The organism is Alistipes sp. AF48-12, assembly GCF_003477565.1.
Taxonomy (GTDB): Bacteria; Bacteroidota; Bacteroidia; order Bacteroidales; family Rikenellaceae; genus Alistipes_A; species Alistipes_A hominis.
Genome location: NZ_QUDJ01000001.1, coordinates 225,643 through 244,867 on the forward strand (window position 1 = coordinate 225,643; position 19,225 = coordinate 244,867).

The 19,225-nt window shown below is 58.1% G+C and carries 13 protein-coding genes; 8 read left to right on the forward strand and 5 right to left on the reverse strand.

What is annotated here, in order from left to right:
* Nucleotides 1-64 precede the first annotated feature (64 nt).
* Nucleotides 65-1,903: a PQQ-binding-like beta-propeller repeat protein gene (locus DW082_RS01020; RefSeq protein ID WP_118456978.1), complete on the reverse strand. Its 1,839-nt coding sequence runs from the start codon at nt 1,901-1,903 to the stop codon at nt 65-67.
* Between the two features lie 191 nt (nt 1,904-2,094).
* On the opposite strand from DW082_RS01020, the gene DW082_RS01025 reads away from it, so the two are divergent.
* From DW082_RS01025 to DW082_RS01050, 7 genes are all read left to right on the forward strand, one after another.
* Nucleotides 2,095-5,139 carry a TonB-dependent receptor gene (locus tag DW082_RS01025; RefSeq protein ID WP_118456934.1) on the forward strand — a complete coding sequence of 1,015 codons (3,045 nt, stop codon included), beginning with the start codon at nt 2,095-2,097 and terminating at the stop codon, nt 5,137-5,139.
* A 20-nt stretch (nt 5,140-5,159) separates the two neighbouring features.
* Nucleotides 5,160-6,806: a RagB/SusD family nutrient uptake outer membrane protein gene (locus DW082_RS01030; RefSeq protein ID WP_055205698.1), complete on the forward strand. Its 1,647-nt coding sequence runs from the start codon at nt 5,160-5,162 to the stop codon at nt 6,804-6,806.
* A 10-nt stretch (nt 6,807-6,816) separates the two neighbouring features.
* On the forward strand, nt 6,817-8,439 hold the full coding sequence (locus DW082_RS01035; protein ID WP_118456980.1) for a glucoamylase family protein: 1,623 nt from the start codon (nt 6,817-6,819) through the stop codon (nt 8,437-8,439).
* A 5-nt stretch (nt 8,440-8,444) separates the two neighbouring features.
* Nucleotides 8,445-8,816 (forward strand): hypothetical protein, encoded by a 372-nt coding sequence (locus DW082_RS14815; protein WP_259335449.1) that lies wholly within the window; start codon nt 8,445-8,447, stop codon nt 8,814-8,816.
* Entirely contained in the window at nt 8,753-10,723 is a 1,971-nt protein-coding gene (locus tag DW082_RS01040) for a glycoside hydrolase family 3 N-terminal domain-containing protein (protein WP_259335452.1), read from the forward strand. The genes DW082_RS14815 and DW082_RS01040 overlap by 64 nt, the downstream gene beginning before the upstream one ends.
* A 33-nt stretch (nt 10,724-10,756) precedes the next feature.
* Nucleotides 10,757-12,400 (forward strand): hypothetical protein, encoded by a 1,644-nt coding sequence (locus DW082_RS01045; RefSeq protein ID WP_172970808.1) that lies wholly within the window; start codon nt 10,757-10,759, stop codon nt 12,398-12,400.
* A gap of 82 nt (nt 12,401-12,482) precedes the next feature.
* Nucleotides 12,483-13,853 carry a glucoamylase family protein gene (locus tag DW082_RS01050; protein WP_216645976.1) on the forward strand — a complete coding sequence of 457 codons (1,371 nt, stop codon included), beginning with the start codon at nt 12,483-12,485 and terminating at the stop codon, nt 13,851-13,853.
* A 91-nt stretch (nt 13,854-13,944) separates the two neighbouring features.
* Here DW082_RS01050 and DW082_RS01055 read toward each other — a convergent pair whose 3' ends face one another.
* On the reverse strand, nt 13,945-14,829 hold the full coding sequence (locus tag DW082_RS01055) for an AraC family transcriptional regulator (protein ID WP_101572120.1): 885 nt from the start codon (nt 14,827-14,829) through the stop codon (nt 13,945-13,947).
* Between the two features lie 377 nt (nt 14,830-15,206).
* On the opposite strand from DW082_RS01055, the gene DW082_RS01065 reads away from it, so the two are divergent.
* Complete coding sequence (locus DW082_RS01065; protein ID WP_055205795.1) at nt 15,207-16,052, forward strand: phospholipase A; 846 nt, start codon at nt 15,207-15,209, stop codon at nt 16,050-16,052.
* 48 nt (nt 16,053-16,100) lie between these two features.
* On the opposite strand, the gene DW082_RS01070 is transcribed toward DW082_RS01065, so the two are convergent.
* The 3 genes from DW082_RS01070 to cdaA are packed head-to-tail and all read right to left on the reverse strand — an operon-like array spanning nt 16,101 to nt 19,148.
* Nucleotides 16,101-16,586 carry a copper resistance protein NlpE N-terminal domain-containing protein gene (locus tag DW082_RS01070; protein WP_101572116.1) on the reverse strand — a complete coding sequence of 162 codons (486 nt, stop codon included), beginning with the start codon at nt 16,584-16,586 and terminating at the stop codon, nt 16,101-16,103.
* A 17-nt stretch (nt 16,587-16,603) separates the two neighbouring features.
* The gene (locus tag DW082_RS01075) at nt 16,604-18,331 is read right to left on the reverse strand and encodes a hypothetical protein (protein WP_147386938.1); all 1,728 of its coding nucleotides are present in this window, start codon (nt 18,329-18,331) and stop codon (nt 16,604-16,606) included.
* A gap of 28 nt (nt 18,332-18,359) precedes the next feature.
* On the reverse strand, nt 18,360-19,148 hold the full coding sequence (cdaA, locus tag DW082_RS01080; RefSeq protein WP_055205792.1) for a diadenylate cyclase CdaA: 789 nt from the start codon (nt 19,146-19,148) through the stop codon (nt 18,360-18,362).
* Between the last annotated feature and the right edge of the window lie 77 nt (nt 19,149-19,225).

Here is a 19,225-nt window from a genome sequence, read left to right on the forward strand (position 1 = left end):
CGTACAAAACGGCGGAGAATCCTCGGATTCTCCGCCGTTTTTATTCTTTTTCCCGAAGCATCCGTCACCGCGCTTCCAGCAACCCGACGATCCCGGCCGAACTGGTGAACAGGCAACGGTTCCGATCGAGCGGCACGACCGTACTGATCAGCGAGTTATCGACCTTATGCCGCCACAGCACGCTGCCGTCCGACGCGTCGAGCGCATAGACCTCCCCATTCATCGTGCTTCCGAAGACGACCCCGTCTTTTTCCTGCGGCATCGACGGCGCGATTTCATAACCGAAACCCACGTACGACGCCCACCGTTTTTCAGGCCGGTCGCCGCGTGTGGAAAAGCATACGACGCTGTCCCGCATCGTTTTGCTGTACACTTTCGACGAATCTTCGGAGAGCCCTACGGTTTCGCGCACGGTCGATTCGGCGGTACGCCACAGCGTCCGGCCGGTCGAAGCGTCGATCGCCGACAACACCCGGTCGGGAGCCGCTATGAAAATCCGTCCGGCGGTTGCCACCGGCCAGACCGCGGCGGGCGAATAGTGCATACCACGACGCCCGTCGCTCCATGACCACAGTAAGCGTCCGTCGGAACGGTCCAGCGCATACAGATGGTCGTCCCAGGCTCCGAAGATCACTTTACCGTCGTAAACCAGCGGACGCGTTTCGACGTATCCGTTCGTCCCGGTAAACGTCCATACCTCCCGGCCCGTACGCACGTCGATCGCCCGGAACGTCCGGTCGCTGCAACCGATGTAGGCTACTCCGCCGTCGATCGTCACGGCGCCGAGCACCGCTTCCGAAGTTTCGACCTTCCAGCGCAATTTCCCCTTTTTCGCGTCTATTCCGTAAATATTGCCGTCGGCAGACCCGAACACGACCGTTCCGTCGGCTGCGGCCGACGTTCCGATGATCCGATTTTTCGCGGCGAACCGCCACAGCAGCCTGCCATCCGCGGCATCGAGGCAATTCAACAGTCCGAGGTCGTCGCCCACGTACACCCGCCCGTCGCAAAGCACCGGCGACGAATAGATCGCATTGCCGATCGGGGTCATCCACGTCTCTTTCACTCTGCCGTACCGCGCGTTGATCGAAAAGTCGGGGCGCACATATCCGGCGGTATCTGCGGTAAAATAGGTATCTTTCAACGAATACGCGCCCCATCGCTGGGGTCCGGCCCCGATCTTCCGCTCGTAAACGATCACCGAATCGGCCGTCACTTCGAATTCCGAATATCCGCCGAACGGCTCGCCGCCCCGTAGCGTCGAACGGCAGATGAAAGCCGGAATACCGTCGTAATCGGCCAGCCGGTTGGTATGGTAATGCCCGCCGATAAACGCCCGGATATCGTATTTGCGGACGGCATCGGTCACCGCGTACCAATTATCGACGTCGCCCTTCATCATCGGGTAATGCGTAACCAGAAAAACCGGCCGTTCGGTTCCGTAGTCCGCAAGCTCCTTTTCGAGCCAGCTAACGTCCTGCGGCGCGACGTGCCCTTCGGCCATCCGGATCACCGGCCCCGTATTGAACCCAAGAAACAGGTAATTCCCGTACTCGAACCGGAAACGGTCGGAACCGAAAATGCGCCCGAAAGCGGTCGCTCCGGACTCGCTCCACTTGGTTTCGTGATTCCCGGAAGTAACGTAATATTTCAGTTTCAGCCCGTCGAGGATCGCTTTGGCTTTCCGCAGCGAGGCATCGTCTCCGTAATCGGTGAAATCGCCCGAAACGATTACGAAGCTCAGTCCCGGCGTCGCATTGATCTGATCGACGGCATGTCGCAAGTCGTTGGCGGCCAGCGAATCGGCCGTGACGTGCAGATCGCTCATCAGCGCAAAACGGAATCCTTCCGCACGGGCCGACACAACGGCCAGCAACAAAACGGCAAACAACATTCTTTTCATAACCCGCAATATTTTAAACCTTCTACAAAGGTAACGGATTCCGGGCATTTTCGCCGGAGAAACGAACGAAAAAATACGGGATTCGCCGAATTAGGCTCATTCAGGCGCAAAAACACCGGAATACGATTCTTGGCATCTGCTTTGTACCTGTCTGTCAACAAATACAATCGAACCAAACTAAATCTGTTTCTATGAAAGTATTCGACTTTTTAAAACCGGTTAGGCTGATCGTGCTGTCAGCCCTAATTTTTTGCTGTTCCCTGGCGGCGTATGCGCAGGGCGACGCAAAACTGTTGACCGGCCGCGTAACGGATACCCAGGGGCAACCCCTGATCGGGGCCAGCGTTCTGATCAAGGGCGACATCAACCGGGGCACGTACGCCGGCGCGGACGGAACCTTCTCCCTCGACGTAAAACCGGGCGACGTCCTGGTATTTTCGTACATCGGGTACAAAGAGCAAGAAATCCCTTACACGGGACAAGCCTCGCTCAACGTGACACTCCAGGACAGCGCCACCGACCTGGACGCCGTGGTAGTCGTAGGATACGGCGTACAGCGCAAGCGAGACGTGACGGGTTCCATCGCGTCGATCAAAGGAAGCGAACTGGCGACGACCGTTGCGGCGGCCAACCCGCTGCAAGGCCTGCAGGGCAAGGTGGCCGGCGTCGAAGTGGTGCAGAACAGCGCGCCGGGCGGCGCGCCGCAAATCCGCGTGCGCGGCGTCAGTTCGTTCACCAACTCCGATCCGTGCTACGTCGTGGACGGTCTGATCATGGACAATATCTCGTTCCTCAACCCGAACGAGGTCGAGTCGATGGAGGTGCTCAAAGACGCTTCGGCAACGGCGATCTACGGTTCGCGCGGCGCCAACGGCGTGATCATCATCACCACCAAACAGGGCCGCAAGAACCAACCCGTGCAACTGACCGTGGACGCCAACGTCAGCGTATCGCAGATGGAACGCTACCTCGACTACGCCGACGCAGGGCAATACCTCTACCTGCAGAACCGCAGGGTGATGGCGCAGAACGCCGCCGACGGGACTTCGATCTCCCTGCCCTACACGCAGCAGCAAATCGACGCGGCCGGACGCGGAACGGACTGGCAGCGCGAAATCACGCAACTGGCCGTAACGCAGAACTACAACGTCAACTTGGTGGGCGGCGGCGAAAAAACGACCTACGGCCTCTCTTCGGGTTATTTCAATCAGGAAGGCGTGATGAAAAGCTCCGGGTACGAACGGGCCAACGTCAAGCTGTCGAACACTTACGACCTGACCAAATGGGCGACCATCGGAAGCAATATCTCCTACATCTACGAACGGCGCAACAGCCAGGGATCGAATCTCGCGAGCGCGCTGCGCGCCCTGCCGACGGCTCCGGTGATGGACCCGGACGACCCGTCGAAATTCTTCGGCCCGGTCGACGAGATCGGAAAATCGGGCAATCCGGTAGCCAACCTATACTACAACAGCGACAACTATACGAACTATTACAAGACGATCGCCAACTTTTTCGTCAAGCTGGAACCGGTCAAGAACCTCGTTTTCCAATCCTCTTATACGCTGAACAATTCCAACTCCGAGGGCAAAAGCTTCCTGCCGAAATACGAAGTCAACGTCGACCAACGGCGTACCGACAACGAACTGAGCGTCAACCAGAGCCGCACGTTCAACTGGTTGAACGAAAATACGCTCTCCTACTCGTTCGAAAAGAACAAACATGCGTTCAGCGCGCTGGTCGGCATCACCTTCCAGAAAACCACCTCGCAAGATCAGAGTCAGAAGATCCTGGGCATGCCCGACGTGGCATGGAAAAACCGCGACCTGTGGTACACCGGGCTCGGACAAGCCTCTACGCTGACCGGAACCACCGGCGGCGCGGTTTTCACCTACCTTTCGTATCTGGCTCGCGTCAATTACAACTATGACAACAAATACCTGATAACCGCCACGGTGCGTACCGACGGATCGTCGCGCTTTCCGGTCAACGGTCGCTACGGAACGTTCCCGGCCGTCGGCGTCGGCTGGGCGATGCACGAAGAGAACTGGCTGAAAAACGTCGGCTGGCTGAACCAGTTGAAACTGCGCTCCAGCTACGGCGTGGTAGGCTCCGACGCCGGTATCCCGAACAATATTCAGACGGCTTACGTGAACCGGGTCAACGGCGTATTCGGCCGCGATCCCGCGAGCGTGACCACTTCGGAAGTGCTCGATATGGTGATCGACTACGGCCTGCACTGGGAAGAGGCGCGGCAGTTCGACCTCGGGCTCGATTTCCGCGCGCTGAACAACCGCCTGACGCTGGAATTCGACTATTATATCAAAACGACGGCCAATATCCTGACCAACATCACGCTGCCGGGCATCAGCGGTTCGACCTACTCGCCGCTGTCGAACATCGCCAAGGCGCGTAACACCGGCATCGAATTCAACATCGGATGGCGCGAAAACCGGGGCGACTTCTCGTACGACCTGTCGCTGATCGGGACGACGCTGAAAAACAAGGTCGTTTCGGTGAACCAGAACCTGCCGCCGCTCGAAAACGGCGCGAACGTCACGAAGGTCGGCTACCCGATCGGCGGTTTCTGGGGCTACGAGGTGCTCGGCATCTACCAGAACAAGCAGATCATCGAAGAGACCGCGTCGATCGACGGCGCGACGCCCGGCGACCTGTGGTACAAGGATCAAAACGGCGACGGCGTGATCGACAAGGACGACCGTATCTACATGGGCAGCTACCTGCCGAAAGTGACTCTCGGGCTGAACATGCGCTTCGCCTACAAGGGCGTCGACCTCGAAATGGATCTCTATTCGAGCCTCGGGAACAAAATTTACAGCACCCGCCGTCAGACGCTCGGCGTCTCGCCGTACAACGTGACGACCGACTACCTGCACTCGTGGGTCGGCGAAGGATCGACCAACAAGACCACGCGCGTACTGCTCGACGGCCCCGGGACGAACAACCAATACAGCCAGTATTACGTAGAAAACGGCAGCTATTTCAAGATCCGGAACCTGACCCTCGGTTACACGTTCCCGCAGCGGATCTCGTCCAAAATGAAGATGCGCAACCTGAGAGTCTACTTCTCAGTGCACAACCTGTGGACGGCGACCAATGCGACCTCGTACTCGCCTGAAATATCGGGTCCGCCCAACGGCGCCGGTATCGACAGTTTCGACGGCACTTATCCGCCTTCGCGCATGTATTCGTTCGGTATCAGCATCGGTATTTAACCTCTTAAAAACAGGAAACAATGAAAAGGATTACCATCTATTTATCCATACTGGCCGCAGGGCTGAGCCTGAGTTCCTGCGACGGCTTCCTCGACCAACCGGCGCAGGGGCAGATGACCGAAGGCGACTTTCTCGGCAACAGCAATTCCGCTGCGAGCCTGACCAACAGCATCTATGCGACCTACCGCGAAGGAAGCACCTACGAAACGACCGGTTCGTGGATCGGCGACCTGTGCTCGGACAACGCGCTGCGCGGCAGTTCGATGTCCGACGGCGGCGGCACGATCTACAACAACGGCACCAACCAGTTCCAGAACCTGTCCGGACTCACCGGAAGTTCCGCCTTTCTGAACTGGCTGTGGCTGAACGCCTATACCGGCATCGGCCGGGCCAACACCGCGCTGAGAACCATCGACACGTTCGAAGGGCTCGCCCCACGACAAAAAGAGATCCTGCAGGGCGAAGCCTGCTTCAATCGCGCATGGTTCTACTTCGTCGTGCTGAAACTATGGGGTAAAGGCCCGATCGTTCCGCTCGAAACGCTCTCCGGCGCCGAACAGGCCGCTCTGAAAATTTCCGACCGCACGGCGCTGTACGACACCATCGTAGCCGATCTGCAAATCGCGCTGAAAATGCCCGACAAAGCCGAATCCGCCAAATGGTATCCGACTTCGTGGTACGGCCGCGCCCACAAGGGCTCGGCCCAGGGACTGCTGGCCAAAGTGCTGCTGTACCGCGCCGCCGACGATCCGGCCAACGCCATGCAATATTATCAACAGATCGTACAGATCGTCAAAGACATGGAATCTTCGACCGACGGATACGACCTGATCGCCGTCGATAACATCTTTACAAAAGCGGGCGAATACAGCGTCGAATCGGTATTCGAAATCGGGGCGGCCAGCTTCACGACCTCCGACGGAGCATACCAGGGCTGGCAGTTGCTCGGCACCCGCGGCGAACCGAACTGGGGCTGGGGATACATCGCGCCGTCGCTGAACCTCGTACAATCGTACGAACCGGGCGACAAACGCAAAGACAACGACATCATCTATGGCAAAACGACCATATACAGCGGCATGGTACAGACCCAAAGCGTGATCGACGGCACGACAATCATCGGCGCCTACAGCGAAAGCGACCCGAACTCGGTCAGCAACGGCTACCCGAACCGCTTCTGCCGCAAAGGCTACCAGCCGCGGCCGGTCGTAGGGGGTAACGAAAACTACGGCGGCAACATCCGAATGATGCGCTGGGCCGAAGTGCTGCTGATTGGCGCCGAAGCGGCCGTCCGTACCGGCGACGCGAAAGCATCGACCTGGTACAATGCCGTCCGCACCCGCGCGGGACTCGCCTCGAAAGAGCCGACGCTCGAAAACATTTGGGAAGAGAAGCGGATCGAACTGTCGATGGAACGCGACCGTTACTTCGACCTGGTACGGATCGACAAGATGCAACCGGGCTATTTCGCCGCGAAGGTATGGGCCAAAATCCAGTCCGAACAACAGGGCCTCGAAGAGATGAAAGCGCAAGGCTTGGCCCCGGCATCGACCACGCTGCCGCTGCCGCCGGCTTCGCCCGTAGTCGTTCCGAAAAATTACGTAATGCCGGTACCGAACGAACAGATCCTGCTGATGAACAACCTCAAACAGAATGACGGCTATTAATCGGACATCGATGAAAAAAACGGGACTCCTGCTGTCGTTGCTGACGCTGCTGTGGTACTGCGGCGCGGCGCAGACTCCGGTGCAGACCGACCTGCGCAGTTTCCTTCCGACCGTCGGCCGGATCGAGGCCGCGGGGTACGACTCGCACGTGGAACTGCGCTGGCCGGCGGTATCCGGCGCGGAAAGCTACGCGGTATACCTGCTGCGCGACGGCAAAAAGTCGCTGCGCGGAGAGACCCCGAACCTCTATTACCTCGACTTCGTCGCCGGACTCGGCCGCAACGCAGTCTATACGTACCGTGTGGCGGCGCTCGGCGCCGACGGAAAACAGCTTTCGGAAACCCCGCAGATTTCAGCCGCGATCTCGGACTTTTCGGACGAACAGCTCCAACAAATGGTGCAGCGTTACACGTTCCGCTATTTCTGGGATTTCGCCGATCCGCTGACCGGCCTCGCCTACGAACGTTCGAACGACAAACGGGCGGACTGCATCACCACCGGCGGCTCCGGTTTCGGCGTCATGGGGATCGTAGCGGGCGTACGCAACGGGTTCGTAACACGTCCGGAGGCAGTCGCACGGCTTACGAAAATCGTCGGGGCGCTCGAAAAACTGCCGCGTTTCCACGGCGCATGGGCGCACTGGTATAACACACGCACCGGACAGCCGTACCATTTCAGCGAAAAGGACAACGGCGGCGACCTGGTCGAAACGGCGTTTCTCGTACAGGGATTGCTGGCCGCACAAGGCTATTTCGACGGCAACGACGCCGCAGAGAAAGCGTTGCGCGACCGGATCGAACAACTGTGGCGCGAGGTGGAATGGAGCCATTATACGCAGGGACAGAACGCCCTGTACTGGCATTGGTCGCCGGACTACGGCTTCGCAATGAACCATCCGATCAAAGGGTACGACGAAACGTTCGTCACCTACATCCTTGCAGCCGCATCGCCGACCTTTCCGATCGACAAGCAGGTCTACGACGACTGCTGGGTCAACCGCAAGGAGGGCGAGTTCTTCTGCGCGACCGATTTCTACGGCATCATGCTGCCGCTCGGCAAACGGGCGCAGATGGGCGGGCCGCTGTTCTGGGTGCACTACTCGTACACGGGACTCGACCCGCGCGGGCTGGCCGACCGGTTTGCAAACTACTGGGAACAGAACCGCCGCTATACGCTGGTCGACCGCGCCTACTGCATCGACAACCCGTACCGTTGGGTGGGATACGGCCCCGATTTCTGGGGCCTGACCGCATGCGACGCGCTGCCGGAAGGCTACCGGGCGCACACGCCCGGCGTCGGCGAGGACTTCGGGACGATCGCACCTACCGCCGCCTTGTCGTCGATGCCGTACACGCCCGAAGAGTCGATGGCCGTCCTCAAAAACCTCTACCGCAACCTCGGGTCCGTCGCGTTCGGAATCATGGGATTCTACGACGCGGTGAATCTGAGCCTCGGCGAACCCCGTTCGACGGAAAGCTACATCGCCATCGACCAGGGTCCGATCCTGGTGATGATCGAAAACCACCGCAACGCGACCGTTTGGAACGCCTTTATGAAAAAGAACGACATCCGGCGCGGACTCGACCGGCTCGGCTTTACGATCAACCACAAAACCATCGAATACACAAAATGAAACTTATGACCAACCTGAAAAATATCCTGTTTACCGCCTGCGCGGCGCTGCTGACGCAGGGCTGTCACATGACTGCCGATCGCGGCATATCGACCGACGGAGCGCGGCATTTCTTCGCCGACCGGCAGATCGACCGCCGGGTCGATTCGGTGATGCGCCTGATGACGCTCGACGAGAAGATCGGTCAGCTCGTACTCTATTCGAGCCATTTCACCACGACCGGCCCGACACTGCCCAAGAACGTCGAAGAGGCGATCCGCAACGGCACCTGCGCAATATTTTCAACGCGCACGTTCCCGAATACAACCGGGAACTGCAACGGGTTGCCGTCGAGGAAACGCGGATGCACATTCCGCTGCTGTTCGGCTACGACGTGATCCACGGCATGAAAACGATCTTCCCGATCAACCTCGGCATGTCGTGCTCGTGGGATCTGCAAGGTATCGAAAACTCGGCCCGCGTAGCGGCGCGCGAGGCGATCGCATCGGGGCTGAACTGGACGTTCTCGCCGATGGTGGACATCACCCGCGATCCGCGCTGGGGACGCGTTTCGGAAGGATCGGGCGAAGACACCTACCTCGGATCGTTGATCGCGATCGCGATGGTACAGGGCTACCAGGGAACGACTCCCGAGGCGCTCGCCTCCGACACGACGATCCTGGCCTGCGTAAAACATTTCGCCGCCTACGGAGCTCCGGAAGCGGGGCGCGATTACAATACGGTGGATCTCACCGACCGCACGCTGCGCGAAACCTACCTGCCTCCGTATAAGGCGGCCGTAGACGCAGGCGTAGGAACGGTGATGGCCGCATTCAACGATATCGACGCCGTGCCGGCCCATGCCAGCCAATACCTGATGCAGCAGATCCTGCGCAAAGAGTGGGGATTCAACGGTTTCGTGGTGTCGGACTTCACCGGGATCAACGAACTGGTTCCACACGGCGTAGCGGCCGACAGCTCGCTGGCCGGCCAACTGGCGATCGAGGCCGGGATCAACATGGATCTGCAGGGCGACGTTTACCACCGTTTCCTGAAATGGCTCGTCGAAACGGGCATGGTTCCGCAGAAACAGGTCGACATCATGTGCGCCGAAGTACTGCGCGTGAAATTCGCGCTCGGTCTTTTCGACGATCCGTACAAATACCACGACCTGCAAGCAGCCGAAAAAGAATTTTACAAACCGGCGAACCTCGCAGCGGCCCGCGACATGGCCTGCAAGTCGATGGTGTTGCTGAAGAACGACAAGGAAGCGCTGCCGATCGCCGCAGGGAAAAAGATCGCGTTGATCGGACCGTTCGCCGACGCCCGGCTCGACCTGCTCGGATCGTGGTACGGACAGGGACAAGCCGACAAGGTCGTTTCGATTCTTACCGGACTTAAAGAGCGTTTCGGGGCCGACAAGGTGATTTATACGAAAGGTTCCGAACCCGATAAGGACGACCGCAGCGGATTCGCCGCCGCGCTCAATGCCGCCCGTTCGGCCGATAAAGTCGTAATGGCGGTGGGCCATCCGGGCTTCTGGAGCGGCGAGGCGACGAGCCTGACTTCCATTCGGATCCCGGCTATCCAGCAGGAATTGATCCAGGAAGTCGCCCAAAGCGGCAAACCGCTGATCCTCGTCCTGCTGAACGGACGTCCGCTCGACCTGTCGTGGGAAAGCACCGTAGCCGACGCGATCGTCGAAGCGTGGTATCCGGGTACCGAAGGGGGACATGCCGTAGCCGACGTGCTGTCGGGCGACTTCAATCCCTGCGGCAAACTGACGATGACCTTCCCGCGCAACCTCGGTCAGGTGCCGATCCATTACGACGCGAAAAATACCGGCCGGCCGTACACGCCGGGACAGGGCGAACAACACTACGTTTCGCGCTACCTGAACGAACCGACCGCCACGCCGCTGTATCCGTTCGGCTACGGCCTCAGCTACACGACGTTCGAATACTCCGACCTGAAGGTCGCTCCGGAAAAGACCGACATGAAACAGCCCGTCGCCGTAACCGTTACGGTCAAGAACACCGGCAAGGTACGCGGCACGGAGGTCGTACAGCTCTACGTGCGCGACCTGGTGGCCAGCGTAACCCGTCCGACGCGGCAGTTGAAAGGGTTCGAACGGGTAACGCTGGAGCCGGGCGAAAGCCGCGAAGTCAGCTTCACGATCACGTCCGACGCGGTCGGCTTTTACCGGCAGGACATGAGCTTCGGCTACGAGCCCGGCGACTTCAAAGTATGGGCCGGCGGCAGCTCGGACGCCGCACTCGAGGGTTCCTTCGAAATCACGAAATAAGCAAACAATCCACTCCTATTTAAAATGAATATTATGAAAACATTCAGACTACTTGCGATCTGCGCGCTGGTTCTGGCGGCCGGCTGCGGCAAAGACCCCAAAATAGACAAGGTTTACAATACGGTCTATATCAACTCGGCCGCAAGCTCGTTCCAGGGCAGCTTGACACAAGGTCAGGCGGTCGCACAGGGCACCAAAATCACGCTGGCCTATACCAACGGTCTCGGTAAGAGCGCCCAAGTGCTGCTGCCGGAGGTCAACGGACTGTACTGCGATCCGATCGACGTGCGGCTGGCTTCGCCGACCTCTTCGGACAACGGGAACGGAACCGTCGAGATCCCCGTCTCGGGAACCCCGACTGCATCGGGCAGCATGAACCTGCGGCCGGTGATCCGCGTCGGCGAATACGAAGTGTTCATCTCGATCCCCGCGACCGTAACGCCGGCCATTGCGCTCGACGCCGCGGCAAGCGTCGTTACCGGCACGTTCCGCATCGGACAGGCCATCGCCAACGGCAACATCGCGCTGCACTATACGTCGTATGCGAACCAGGAAGTAACCGTTTCGGCAGACGAGGTATCCGGTATTTCAATCGCGGAGTTCACCGCATCGCTACCGGCTGCGCCTTCGGGCGGCACGCTCGACGTCCCGGTAACAGGAACGCCGTCCGACTACGGAACGAAGACCCTGAAAATAACTATGACGCAGGGAGATAACACCTATACGGCGGACATTCCGGTCGAAATCGCGGGCGATATCGCACTCGACGCCGCCGGCAGTACCGTAACCGGCACCCTGTCGAAAGGCGTCGAACTCTCCGACGTCAAAATCGCGCTGCATTACACGGCCGCCGAAGAGCAGCAGGCGACGATCAGCATCGACCTGACCAACGGCATCAGTTGCAGCGCATTCGACGCGACGCTGCCGGCTGCCGAAGACGGAACGGTGGACGTGCCGTTGTCCGGAACTCCGGTTTCGGACGGTGTAACGAACCTCGTGGTCATCGTTAAGATCGGCTCGACGAATTACACCGCGACCATTCCGGTCACCGTCCTGTCCGATGTTCCGGGCATTCCGTTCGAACCGGAGACCTTCACTTACCAGGGACTCGAATACACCACCATCTTCATCGACGTCAACGGTAACGGCTACGTCGATCCGGGCGACGTCTGGCTCGACCGCAACATCGGAGCCGCTTCGGCCGATCCGGGCGCTTACGGCGCCGACGGCATCAACGCCGCTTCGATCGGCCAGATGTTGCAATACGGCAAGCCGTACGGAGCCACCGCATTCGACGCTTCCTACCAGATCGATTACGACGCTATCGGCGAATGGACGGTCTGCCCGGAAGGGTACGCCGTACCGACACTGGATCAGTTCAACGCCGCCATCGCGAAAGTAACCGGAGGAACGATCAGCGGCAACGGGGTTTCGGGCAACGCAGGCATCACGCTGACGCTGATGAACTCCGTGATGAAGCTGCCGATTGGCGGTTGGCTGACCAACGGCGACACGCAGCCGCAGGCTTACGGCGAAGCGGCCGCTTACTGGACGTCGAGCAAGGGCAGCAACACCGCCCCGTGGAAAGTCGATATCAACAACAGTTCGGCGTCGAATACCGGAGCCAACTGGGCCGATGCGGCCTGGCAATTGCCGGTACGCTGCATCAAGAAATAAGCCTTACCGGAAAAATACAGCGAAGAGGGATGGCCCGCAAGGATCGTCTCTCTTCGTTTCAACCGCTAAAAAACACTGAAAAATGAATATTTTGCAAAAAACGGGGGTCGTCCTGTCGCTGCTGCTGGCCGCAGCCTGCTCGAAAGACGATTCGGAAGGATTTATCCCGCCCCCCACTCCGCCCGACATGGACGAAACGCTGCTGAACGATCTCCAGCGCACGCATTTCAACTTCTTCTGGAAACTGACCAACACGGCGAACGGACTGGTTCCCGACCGGGCCAGCGCGACGAACAACGAAGCGATGAGCAGCATCGCCGCCACCGGATTCGGCCTGACGGCCTACATCGTCGGCGTCGAACGCGGCTTCGTCACGCGCGACGAAGCGGCCCAACGGACGGTCGTCACGCTACGGACGTTCAACGATGCGCCGAAAGGCACCGACCCGGTATTTTCGGCCGGATACAAGGGATTCTTCTATCATTTTCTGAACCGGAACACCAGTCTCCGGGAAGGACAGAACGAACTCTCGACGATCGACACCGGACTGCTGATGGCCGGTATCCTGTCCGCCCAGACCTATTACGACCGGGACAATGCCGTAGAAAACGAAATCCGGCGGTTGGCCGACGAACTGTACCGCGCAGTGGACTGGAAATGGGCGATGAACGAGGGCGAACTGATGAGTCTCGGCTGGACTCCCGAATCCGGCTTCCAACCGTACACCTGGCAGGGTTACAATGAAGCCATGATCCTCTACATCCTCGCAATCGGCTCGCCCGAGACCGACAAAAAACTCGACGGCAGCGTATGGAACCGCTGGACGGCTACCTACAATTACAGCAGTTTCCAGAACTACGAGATGGTGAACTTCTCGCCGCTGTTCGGGCACCAGTATTCGCACATGTGGATCGATTTCGCAGGGATCAAGGACGCCTTCATGCGCTCCAAACCGGGTCTCGATTATTTCGAAAATTCCCGGCGGGCCACGCTGGCCAACCGTAGCTACTGCATCGAAAATCCGAGTAAATACGTCGGATACGGCGCCGATATCTGGGGACTCACCGCCTGCGACGGGCCGGGAGCCGGCACCTACGGCAAATGGGCGTACCACGCCCGCGGAGCTTCGGCCGCCGGCATCGCCGACGACGGCACGATCGCCCCGACGGCAGCCGGCGGATCGTTCCCGTTTACTCCGACGGAATCCTACGCCGCGCTGAAAGCGATGAAAAGCTACAAAAACGGGGCGCTCTACACCGACTACGGCTTTCTCGACTCGTTCAATCCGAGTGAAGATTGGATCGACGGATGGTGGCTCGGCATCGATCAGGGCCCGATCCTGGTCATGCTCGAAAACTACCGCACGCAACTGATCTGGAAACTGATGAAAAAGAACGCCTACATCGTAAACGGATTGAAAGGAGCCGGATTCACCGGCGGATGGTTGAACTGACGGCACGATCTCCCGCCGGGAAACGGCGCCCGTTTCCGTTCTCAAAAAATATCCGGGCCGATGGGCCCGGATATTTTTAACGGCATTCCGCCTACATCCGCCGGTACTGGGTCGGAGAGACTCCGGTATGCTGCTTGAAATATTTGCCGAAAAAAGACTGGTTCGCGAAATTCAGCGCTTCGGACACCTGCAGGATCGTCAAAGTGGTCGATTTCAGCAAGGCCTTGGCTTCGAGAATCACATAATCGTCGATCCACGCGCCGGCCGATTTTCCGGTAAGTCCCTTAACCACGTTCGACAGATGCTTTGGCGTCAGACAAAGTTTGTCGGCATAAAAGGTCACACTACGCTGGGCTTTATAATGATCCCGGACCAGATGAATGAACTGTTCGAACACTTCGTCCCGACGCGTTTTCACCTGCCGTCCGACGGCGGGAGCATGACGGTTCATGATATTGCCCAATTCGTAAAAAAGAGCATGGAACAGGCTCTTGGCGATCTCGCGACGGAAACAGTTGTCTCGCATGTTGACTCTCTGGCGCAAGAACGAACAGTATTCCAGAACGGAAACCACCTCTTCGGGTTTCAGCGGAATCCGGGGATCTTCTTTGATCCGCAACAGGGTCGGCAGGAACTGCCGGTAAGACAGGATCGCTTCCTGGGCGAACTTGATCGAAACGGCGAACACGCAACACAAAAAATCGTCGCTCCGCTGGTGTTGCTGGACGATCTGGTCGGCCAGGACAATCACCATGTCGTTCGCTCCGAACGTATACTCTTTCAGGTCGATGCTCATCCGCGTAGTTCCCCGGAGGCAAATCGCCATCATTCCCATTTCGAGCCGGCTCGGATAATCGAGCACCGGCAGGTCGCTGGAATTTTCAAAAATGGCGAAATCGTTCTTGATCGATGTGATAAGATCGATTTCGGTCTCCAGTATCGACATATTGACTTTCTTTACACCCTCTTCTTTCATACCGCGCCTTCATTTATATTTTGCAAAATTATAATTATATTCCGTACGCCTGTTCGAAAACGACTTTCAGAACAATTATTCGGCGAAAACGAACTTTTCAAACCGGGCCGTTTATCCACATTTGCAAAATGTTTTATACGCATTTTTTTTACTGACAGGCATATAATGCAGCCGACACGATTACAAACGCCGTATTACCGCATCCGGAGCGGTGTAAAAAAGGATAATTTCATGCAGGAAAAGACTCCAGACAAGCCTATTTCACGGTACCGGCAATTCTCACAATACGGCACCGCCTTTGCCCATATCAGGCGCAACGATCCCGAAAACGCTTCCGGACAGGAATATATCGCCGGCAAATCCGCAACCGAAACGACATGACCAATAAACTCCTGGCGCTGCTGCTGCCCGCCGCGCTGACGATCGCGCAGATCGCCGAAGCCAAGAAACCGCGGCAAATACCCGATTGGTACCCCGACAAAGACAGCCTTTACCGGGCTGTGGAATCGATCCCGCCGTTCGGCATCTACAAAGACAACTACATCGTCACCGGAACCAGTTTTTCGGGAGGCCGCGTCACGAAAGACAATTCGGACGCCAAATTCCAGATCAGCCTGCGGCACCGGCTGATCAAAAGCATCCTCCCGCTGCACACCTACCTGTTTCTGACCTATACGCAAAAATCGTTCTGGGAGATCTACAAGGATTCGAAACCGTTTTACGAAAACAATTATAACCCGACGCTCGGTTTCGGGATGCCGATCACCCGGGGCGACAAAGTGGTCGGAGTAGGTTTCCTACAGTTCGAACACGAATCGAACGGGCGCGACAGCATTTGGTCGCGCAGCTGGAACCGAATCACCCTTCAGGCGATTTACGAGATCGATCCGCATTTCACGGTACAGGCCAAATTCTGGATCCCGTTCGCGCTGTCGGACAATCCGCACATCGTCCGCTACGCCGGCTACGGACAGGTCGCCGGAACCTACAAGACCCGTAACGAGCGGTTCCGCTTTTCGATGCTCGTCGTTAAACGGGGCGGCTGGAATCTGAATGCGAATTTCCAGATGGACGCCGCTTTCCGGCTGTCGAAAATCAGCAACCAGTATATCTACCTGCAATACTACAACGGCTACGCCGAAAGCATGATCGATTACGACCGGTTTCACAGCTACCTGCGCATCGGGTTCGCCATCAAACCGAAACATTTTTCGATCTTCTGACCTTTCGATCCCGCGGCGGGGCGGACGCAACGAATCGTCCCGCGAAAATTACTCCGCGGCGGACGAGAGCGCGTCCACCTGCTTCAGCGCATAATTCGGCCCCGGTTTCAGACGCGCCTGGTGCCGGTTCAGCAAAACCAGACTGTCAGGGTAATAGAGGAAGTTAATCTGTTCGAGGGTCGTATCCCCGAAATTAAGCTGGTACACGGTCGCATCGGGATTTTCGGCCGAACCGCGCAACGTTCCCCACCGTCCTATCATCCGGAACTTCTTATCCTTTCCCTTATCAGCCTTCGGATAAATCATCGTCAGATCGTACGAACCGTCGCCGCTGAACTCTTCGTTTTTAAGTTCCAGCTCGTAATTGATCGGAGTGCCGTCGGCCGTAGGCAGCGTGCCTTCGTAATAGCGCACCTGCATTCCCGAATCCGCGGCAATTGTCGCCGTATCCTGCCCGGCGGCGGCCTGCCTACCCGTCTGGCCGCCGCATGCTGCAACCAGTACGGAGATTCCTAAAATCAATCCTGTTTTCATGCTGTCTCTGTTTTAATTTATTTCTCGAAAGACGGAACGGCCTCGACCGGCGTCTGTCCGTCCAGCACATATTTCCGCGCTCGAATCAACTCTGGCAGCGCCTGCGGATCGGCGGACAATACCTGGCAGACGTTGTCCATAAAATTGTTCGAACTGCGGATATTCTCGGTAAAATCTCCGAGACGCAAGTAATTCAACGTACTGTTGTTGACCGATATGCGGCGACACTTCCGATTGGCGTCGGCTCCCTGCAAACGGATGTTGCAAACGCCCGAAGTCAGCCCCGTAATGTTGACCAGGTCGACGTCCCCGTCGAAGATAAAATCCCCGTTGATCACGAACATGCCGGAAAACAGGAAATTATACCCCACTCCGAACCGGAAGTCGGGATTCAGGTGTCCGACCCCCTGGTCGGAAAACTTGACTGCGAAACCGTCGCTCTGGTTGGCTTCCTGCATCGACACGTTGATCGCATTGCCCCACTCCAGATCATGCACCCGGTATTCGGCCGGCTGGCGGAATGTCACGTAGTAAACGCTGCCGGCAGCCGGTCGGTCGCCGCCTTTCCAGACGATCCGCGAGGCCGCGTCGCAGTCGCCGCCCTCGACCCGTACCACGTCGAAATCTTTGCCCGCAACCCACTCTCGGCCGCCGACGGCCGGTTCGCTGCCGATCCGCACCACTTCGGCATAACGCGGCAGTCCGTACCACTCGGTACGCTGCGCCGGATTCGGATCGTCGACGACCGAGTGGCCGTGCAGCGTCAGCCAGTCCCAATCGCGCCCCGGCCGTCTGACCACTTCGGCTTCCGGATACGGATTCAGCCGGTCGCCGAACTTGCCGCGCGGACCGGCGAAGATTCCGCTGGTAAACGAACAGGAGCTGTTGTGGATCGACGGAGCCTGCCCGCCTACCCAATCGAAGAACACCCCGTCGCGGAACACGGCCGGATTACCCATACAATAGATCGACTCGAACTGGTACTCGCCTTGTCCGCAATGGTTTCCGTTATCGAGCCGGATCCCGGTGCGGGCGTCCAGTCGATTAACGTCCGATACCCGCACATGACCGCCGGAACCTATGATATCGATCCCTACCTCAAAAAACTTATCGGAAAGGATACCCGAGCCGAGCTGCTCCCCGACGTTAACCCGCGAAACGATCACGTGGTCCAGCAAAAAGTCTGCGCCGCGGCCGGTCGTTTCGATGATTCCGACATTGTTATCGGGATGATAAGCAATGTGGGCGATCTGGATCGCGGCGGTTCCGGCGATCGTCTTCGACGGCGTCTGCCGGTCGAGCGCTACGGTCATCCCGTCGATCACGCACCCTTTATGCCGGATGCGGATCGTCGCGGCGGGAACCCGCTTCAGATCCTCGCGGCAGACAAAGCCGAAATCCCGGCGCGCATCGGTCTGGAAAATACGGGTCGTCCCCGCGCCCTCTCCGCGAAATACCTGTCCGGTCGCCGTAGACTCGATCGTTCCGCGATTCGGCGCCGCCGAACCGGCGAAATAGTAATCTCCGCCCGGAAAAAACAGCGTCGCCCCCTGCGGGGCCCGCTGCATAATGGCTGCAATGCGTTTGGTATTGGACTGCGCCACGCCGCGGTCGTTTTTGACCAGCGGTTCGACAACATACTGCGGATCGACGCGATCCACATAAATCATCTGTCCCGCAGCGAAACACGGGAAACAAAACGACAAGAGAACACCGGTTCGGAGCGCTCTGAATAAATTGGTCATAGCTATATCGGGTTTTAGTCGGTATGCATTAAACGGAAAGCCCCTTGCGCAACAGCACTTGCAGGTGGGCCGGGGAGATATCTCGGCTGATGTGTCCTTTGCGGGCGATGGAGATCGTTCCGCGCTCTTCGGATACGACGATCACCAGCGCATCGGTTATCTCGGAAGCGCCGAGCGCCGCGCGGTGGCGCATCCCGAACTCCATGGGAACCTCGCGCTCGGTGGACGGCAATACGCACCGCGCCGCCGCGATCCGATCGTCGGCGATCACCATCGCCCCGTCGTGCAACGGCGAATTCTTGAAAAAGATATTTTTGATCAGCGAGGCGGAAATCAGCGCATCGATACGCTCTCCCTGCTCAATAAAAGGCAACAGGTTCACTTTACGGGCAATCACGATCAACGCGCCGGTCTTGGTCTTCGCCATATCGGCGCAAGCTCCGACCACCGTATCGATCCATTCCTGCCCGACGACCTTCACTTTCCGTCCGCGCGGACGGAACAACCGGGCCATAAACGACACCCGTCGGTTCGTATACTGCGTGCCGAGCAGGATCAAAAAACGCCGGATCTCCTGCTGGAACACGATAATCAGCGCGATTACCCCCACGCCGATGATCTGCCCGAGTATCATACTGAGCAGTTCCATATTCAACACGCGGGTCACGATCCACAGCAGGTAGATAATCAGGATGCCGACAACGATGCGCAACGCATTCGTCCCCCGTGTCAGCCGATACACCTGAAACATAATCAGCGCCACCACGAAGATATCGATAATATCGACCAGCGTAATATCCAGAAATCCGAAGCCCATAGCAGAAACAAAGGTAATAAAAGAATGACAAAACGGCAACTGTTTTCACAGCCGCCGTTTTATCATGCTCCAAAAGA

Bases quoted from the DNA above. Each gene is read 5' to 3' on its own strand.
- cdaA (WP_055205792.1), bottom strand. From the start codon at position 19,148: ATGGGCTTCGGATTTCTGGATATTACGCTGGTCGATATTATCGATATC.
- DW082_RS01065 (WP_055205795.1), top strand. From the start codon at position 15,207: ATGACCAATAAACTCCTGGCGCTGCTGCTGCCCGCCGCGCTGACGATC.
- DW082_RS01050 (WP_216645976.1), top strand. From the start codon at position 12,483: ATGAATATTTTGCAAAAAACGGGGGTCGTCCTGTCGCTGCTGCTGGCC.
- DW082_RS01055 (WP_101572120.1), bottom strand. From the start codon at position 14,829: ATGAAAGAAGAGGGTGTAAAGAAAGTCAATATGTCGATACTGGAGACC.
- DW082_RS01020 (WP_118456978.1), bottom strand. From the start codon at position 1,903: ATGAAAAGAATGTTGTTTGCCGTTTTGTTGCTGGCCGTTGTGTCGGCC.
- DW082_RS01075 (WP_147386938.1), bottom strand. From the start codon at position 18,331: ATGACCAATTTATTCAGAGCGCTCCGAACCGGTGTTCTCTTGTCGTTT.
- DW082_RS01025 (WP_118456934.1), top strand. From the start codon at position 2,095: ATGAAAGTATTCGACTTTTTAAAACCGGTTAGGCTGATCGTGCTGTCA.
- DW082_RS14815 (WP_259335449.1), top strand. From the start codon at position 8,445: ATGACCAACCTGAAAAATATCCTGTTTACCGCCTGCGCGGCGCTGCTG.
- DW082_RS01045 (WP_172970808.1), top strand. From the start codon at position 10,757: ATGAAAACATTCAGACTACTTGCGATCTGCGCGCTGGTTCTGGCGGCC.
- DW082_RS01070 (WP_101572116.1), bottom strand. From the start codon at position 16,586: ATGAAAACAGGATTGATTTTAGGAATCTCCGTACTGGTTGCAGCATGC.
- DW082_RS01030 (WP_055205698.1), top strand. From the start codon at position 5,160: ATGAAAAGGATTACCATCTATTTATCCATACTGGCCGCAGGGCTGAGC.
- DW082_RS01035 (WP_118456980.1), top strand. From the start codon at position 6,817: ATGAAAAAAACGGGACTCCTGCTGTCGTTGCTGACGCTGCTGTGGTAC.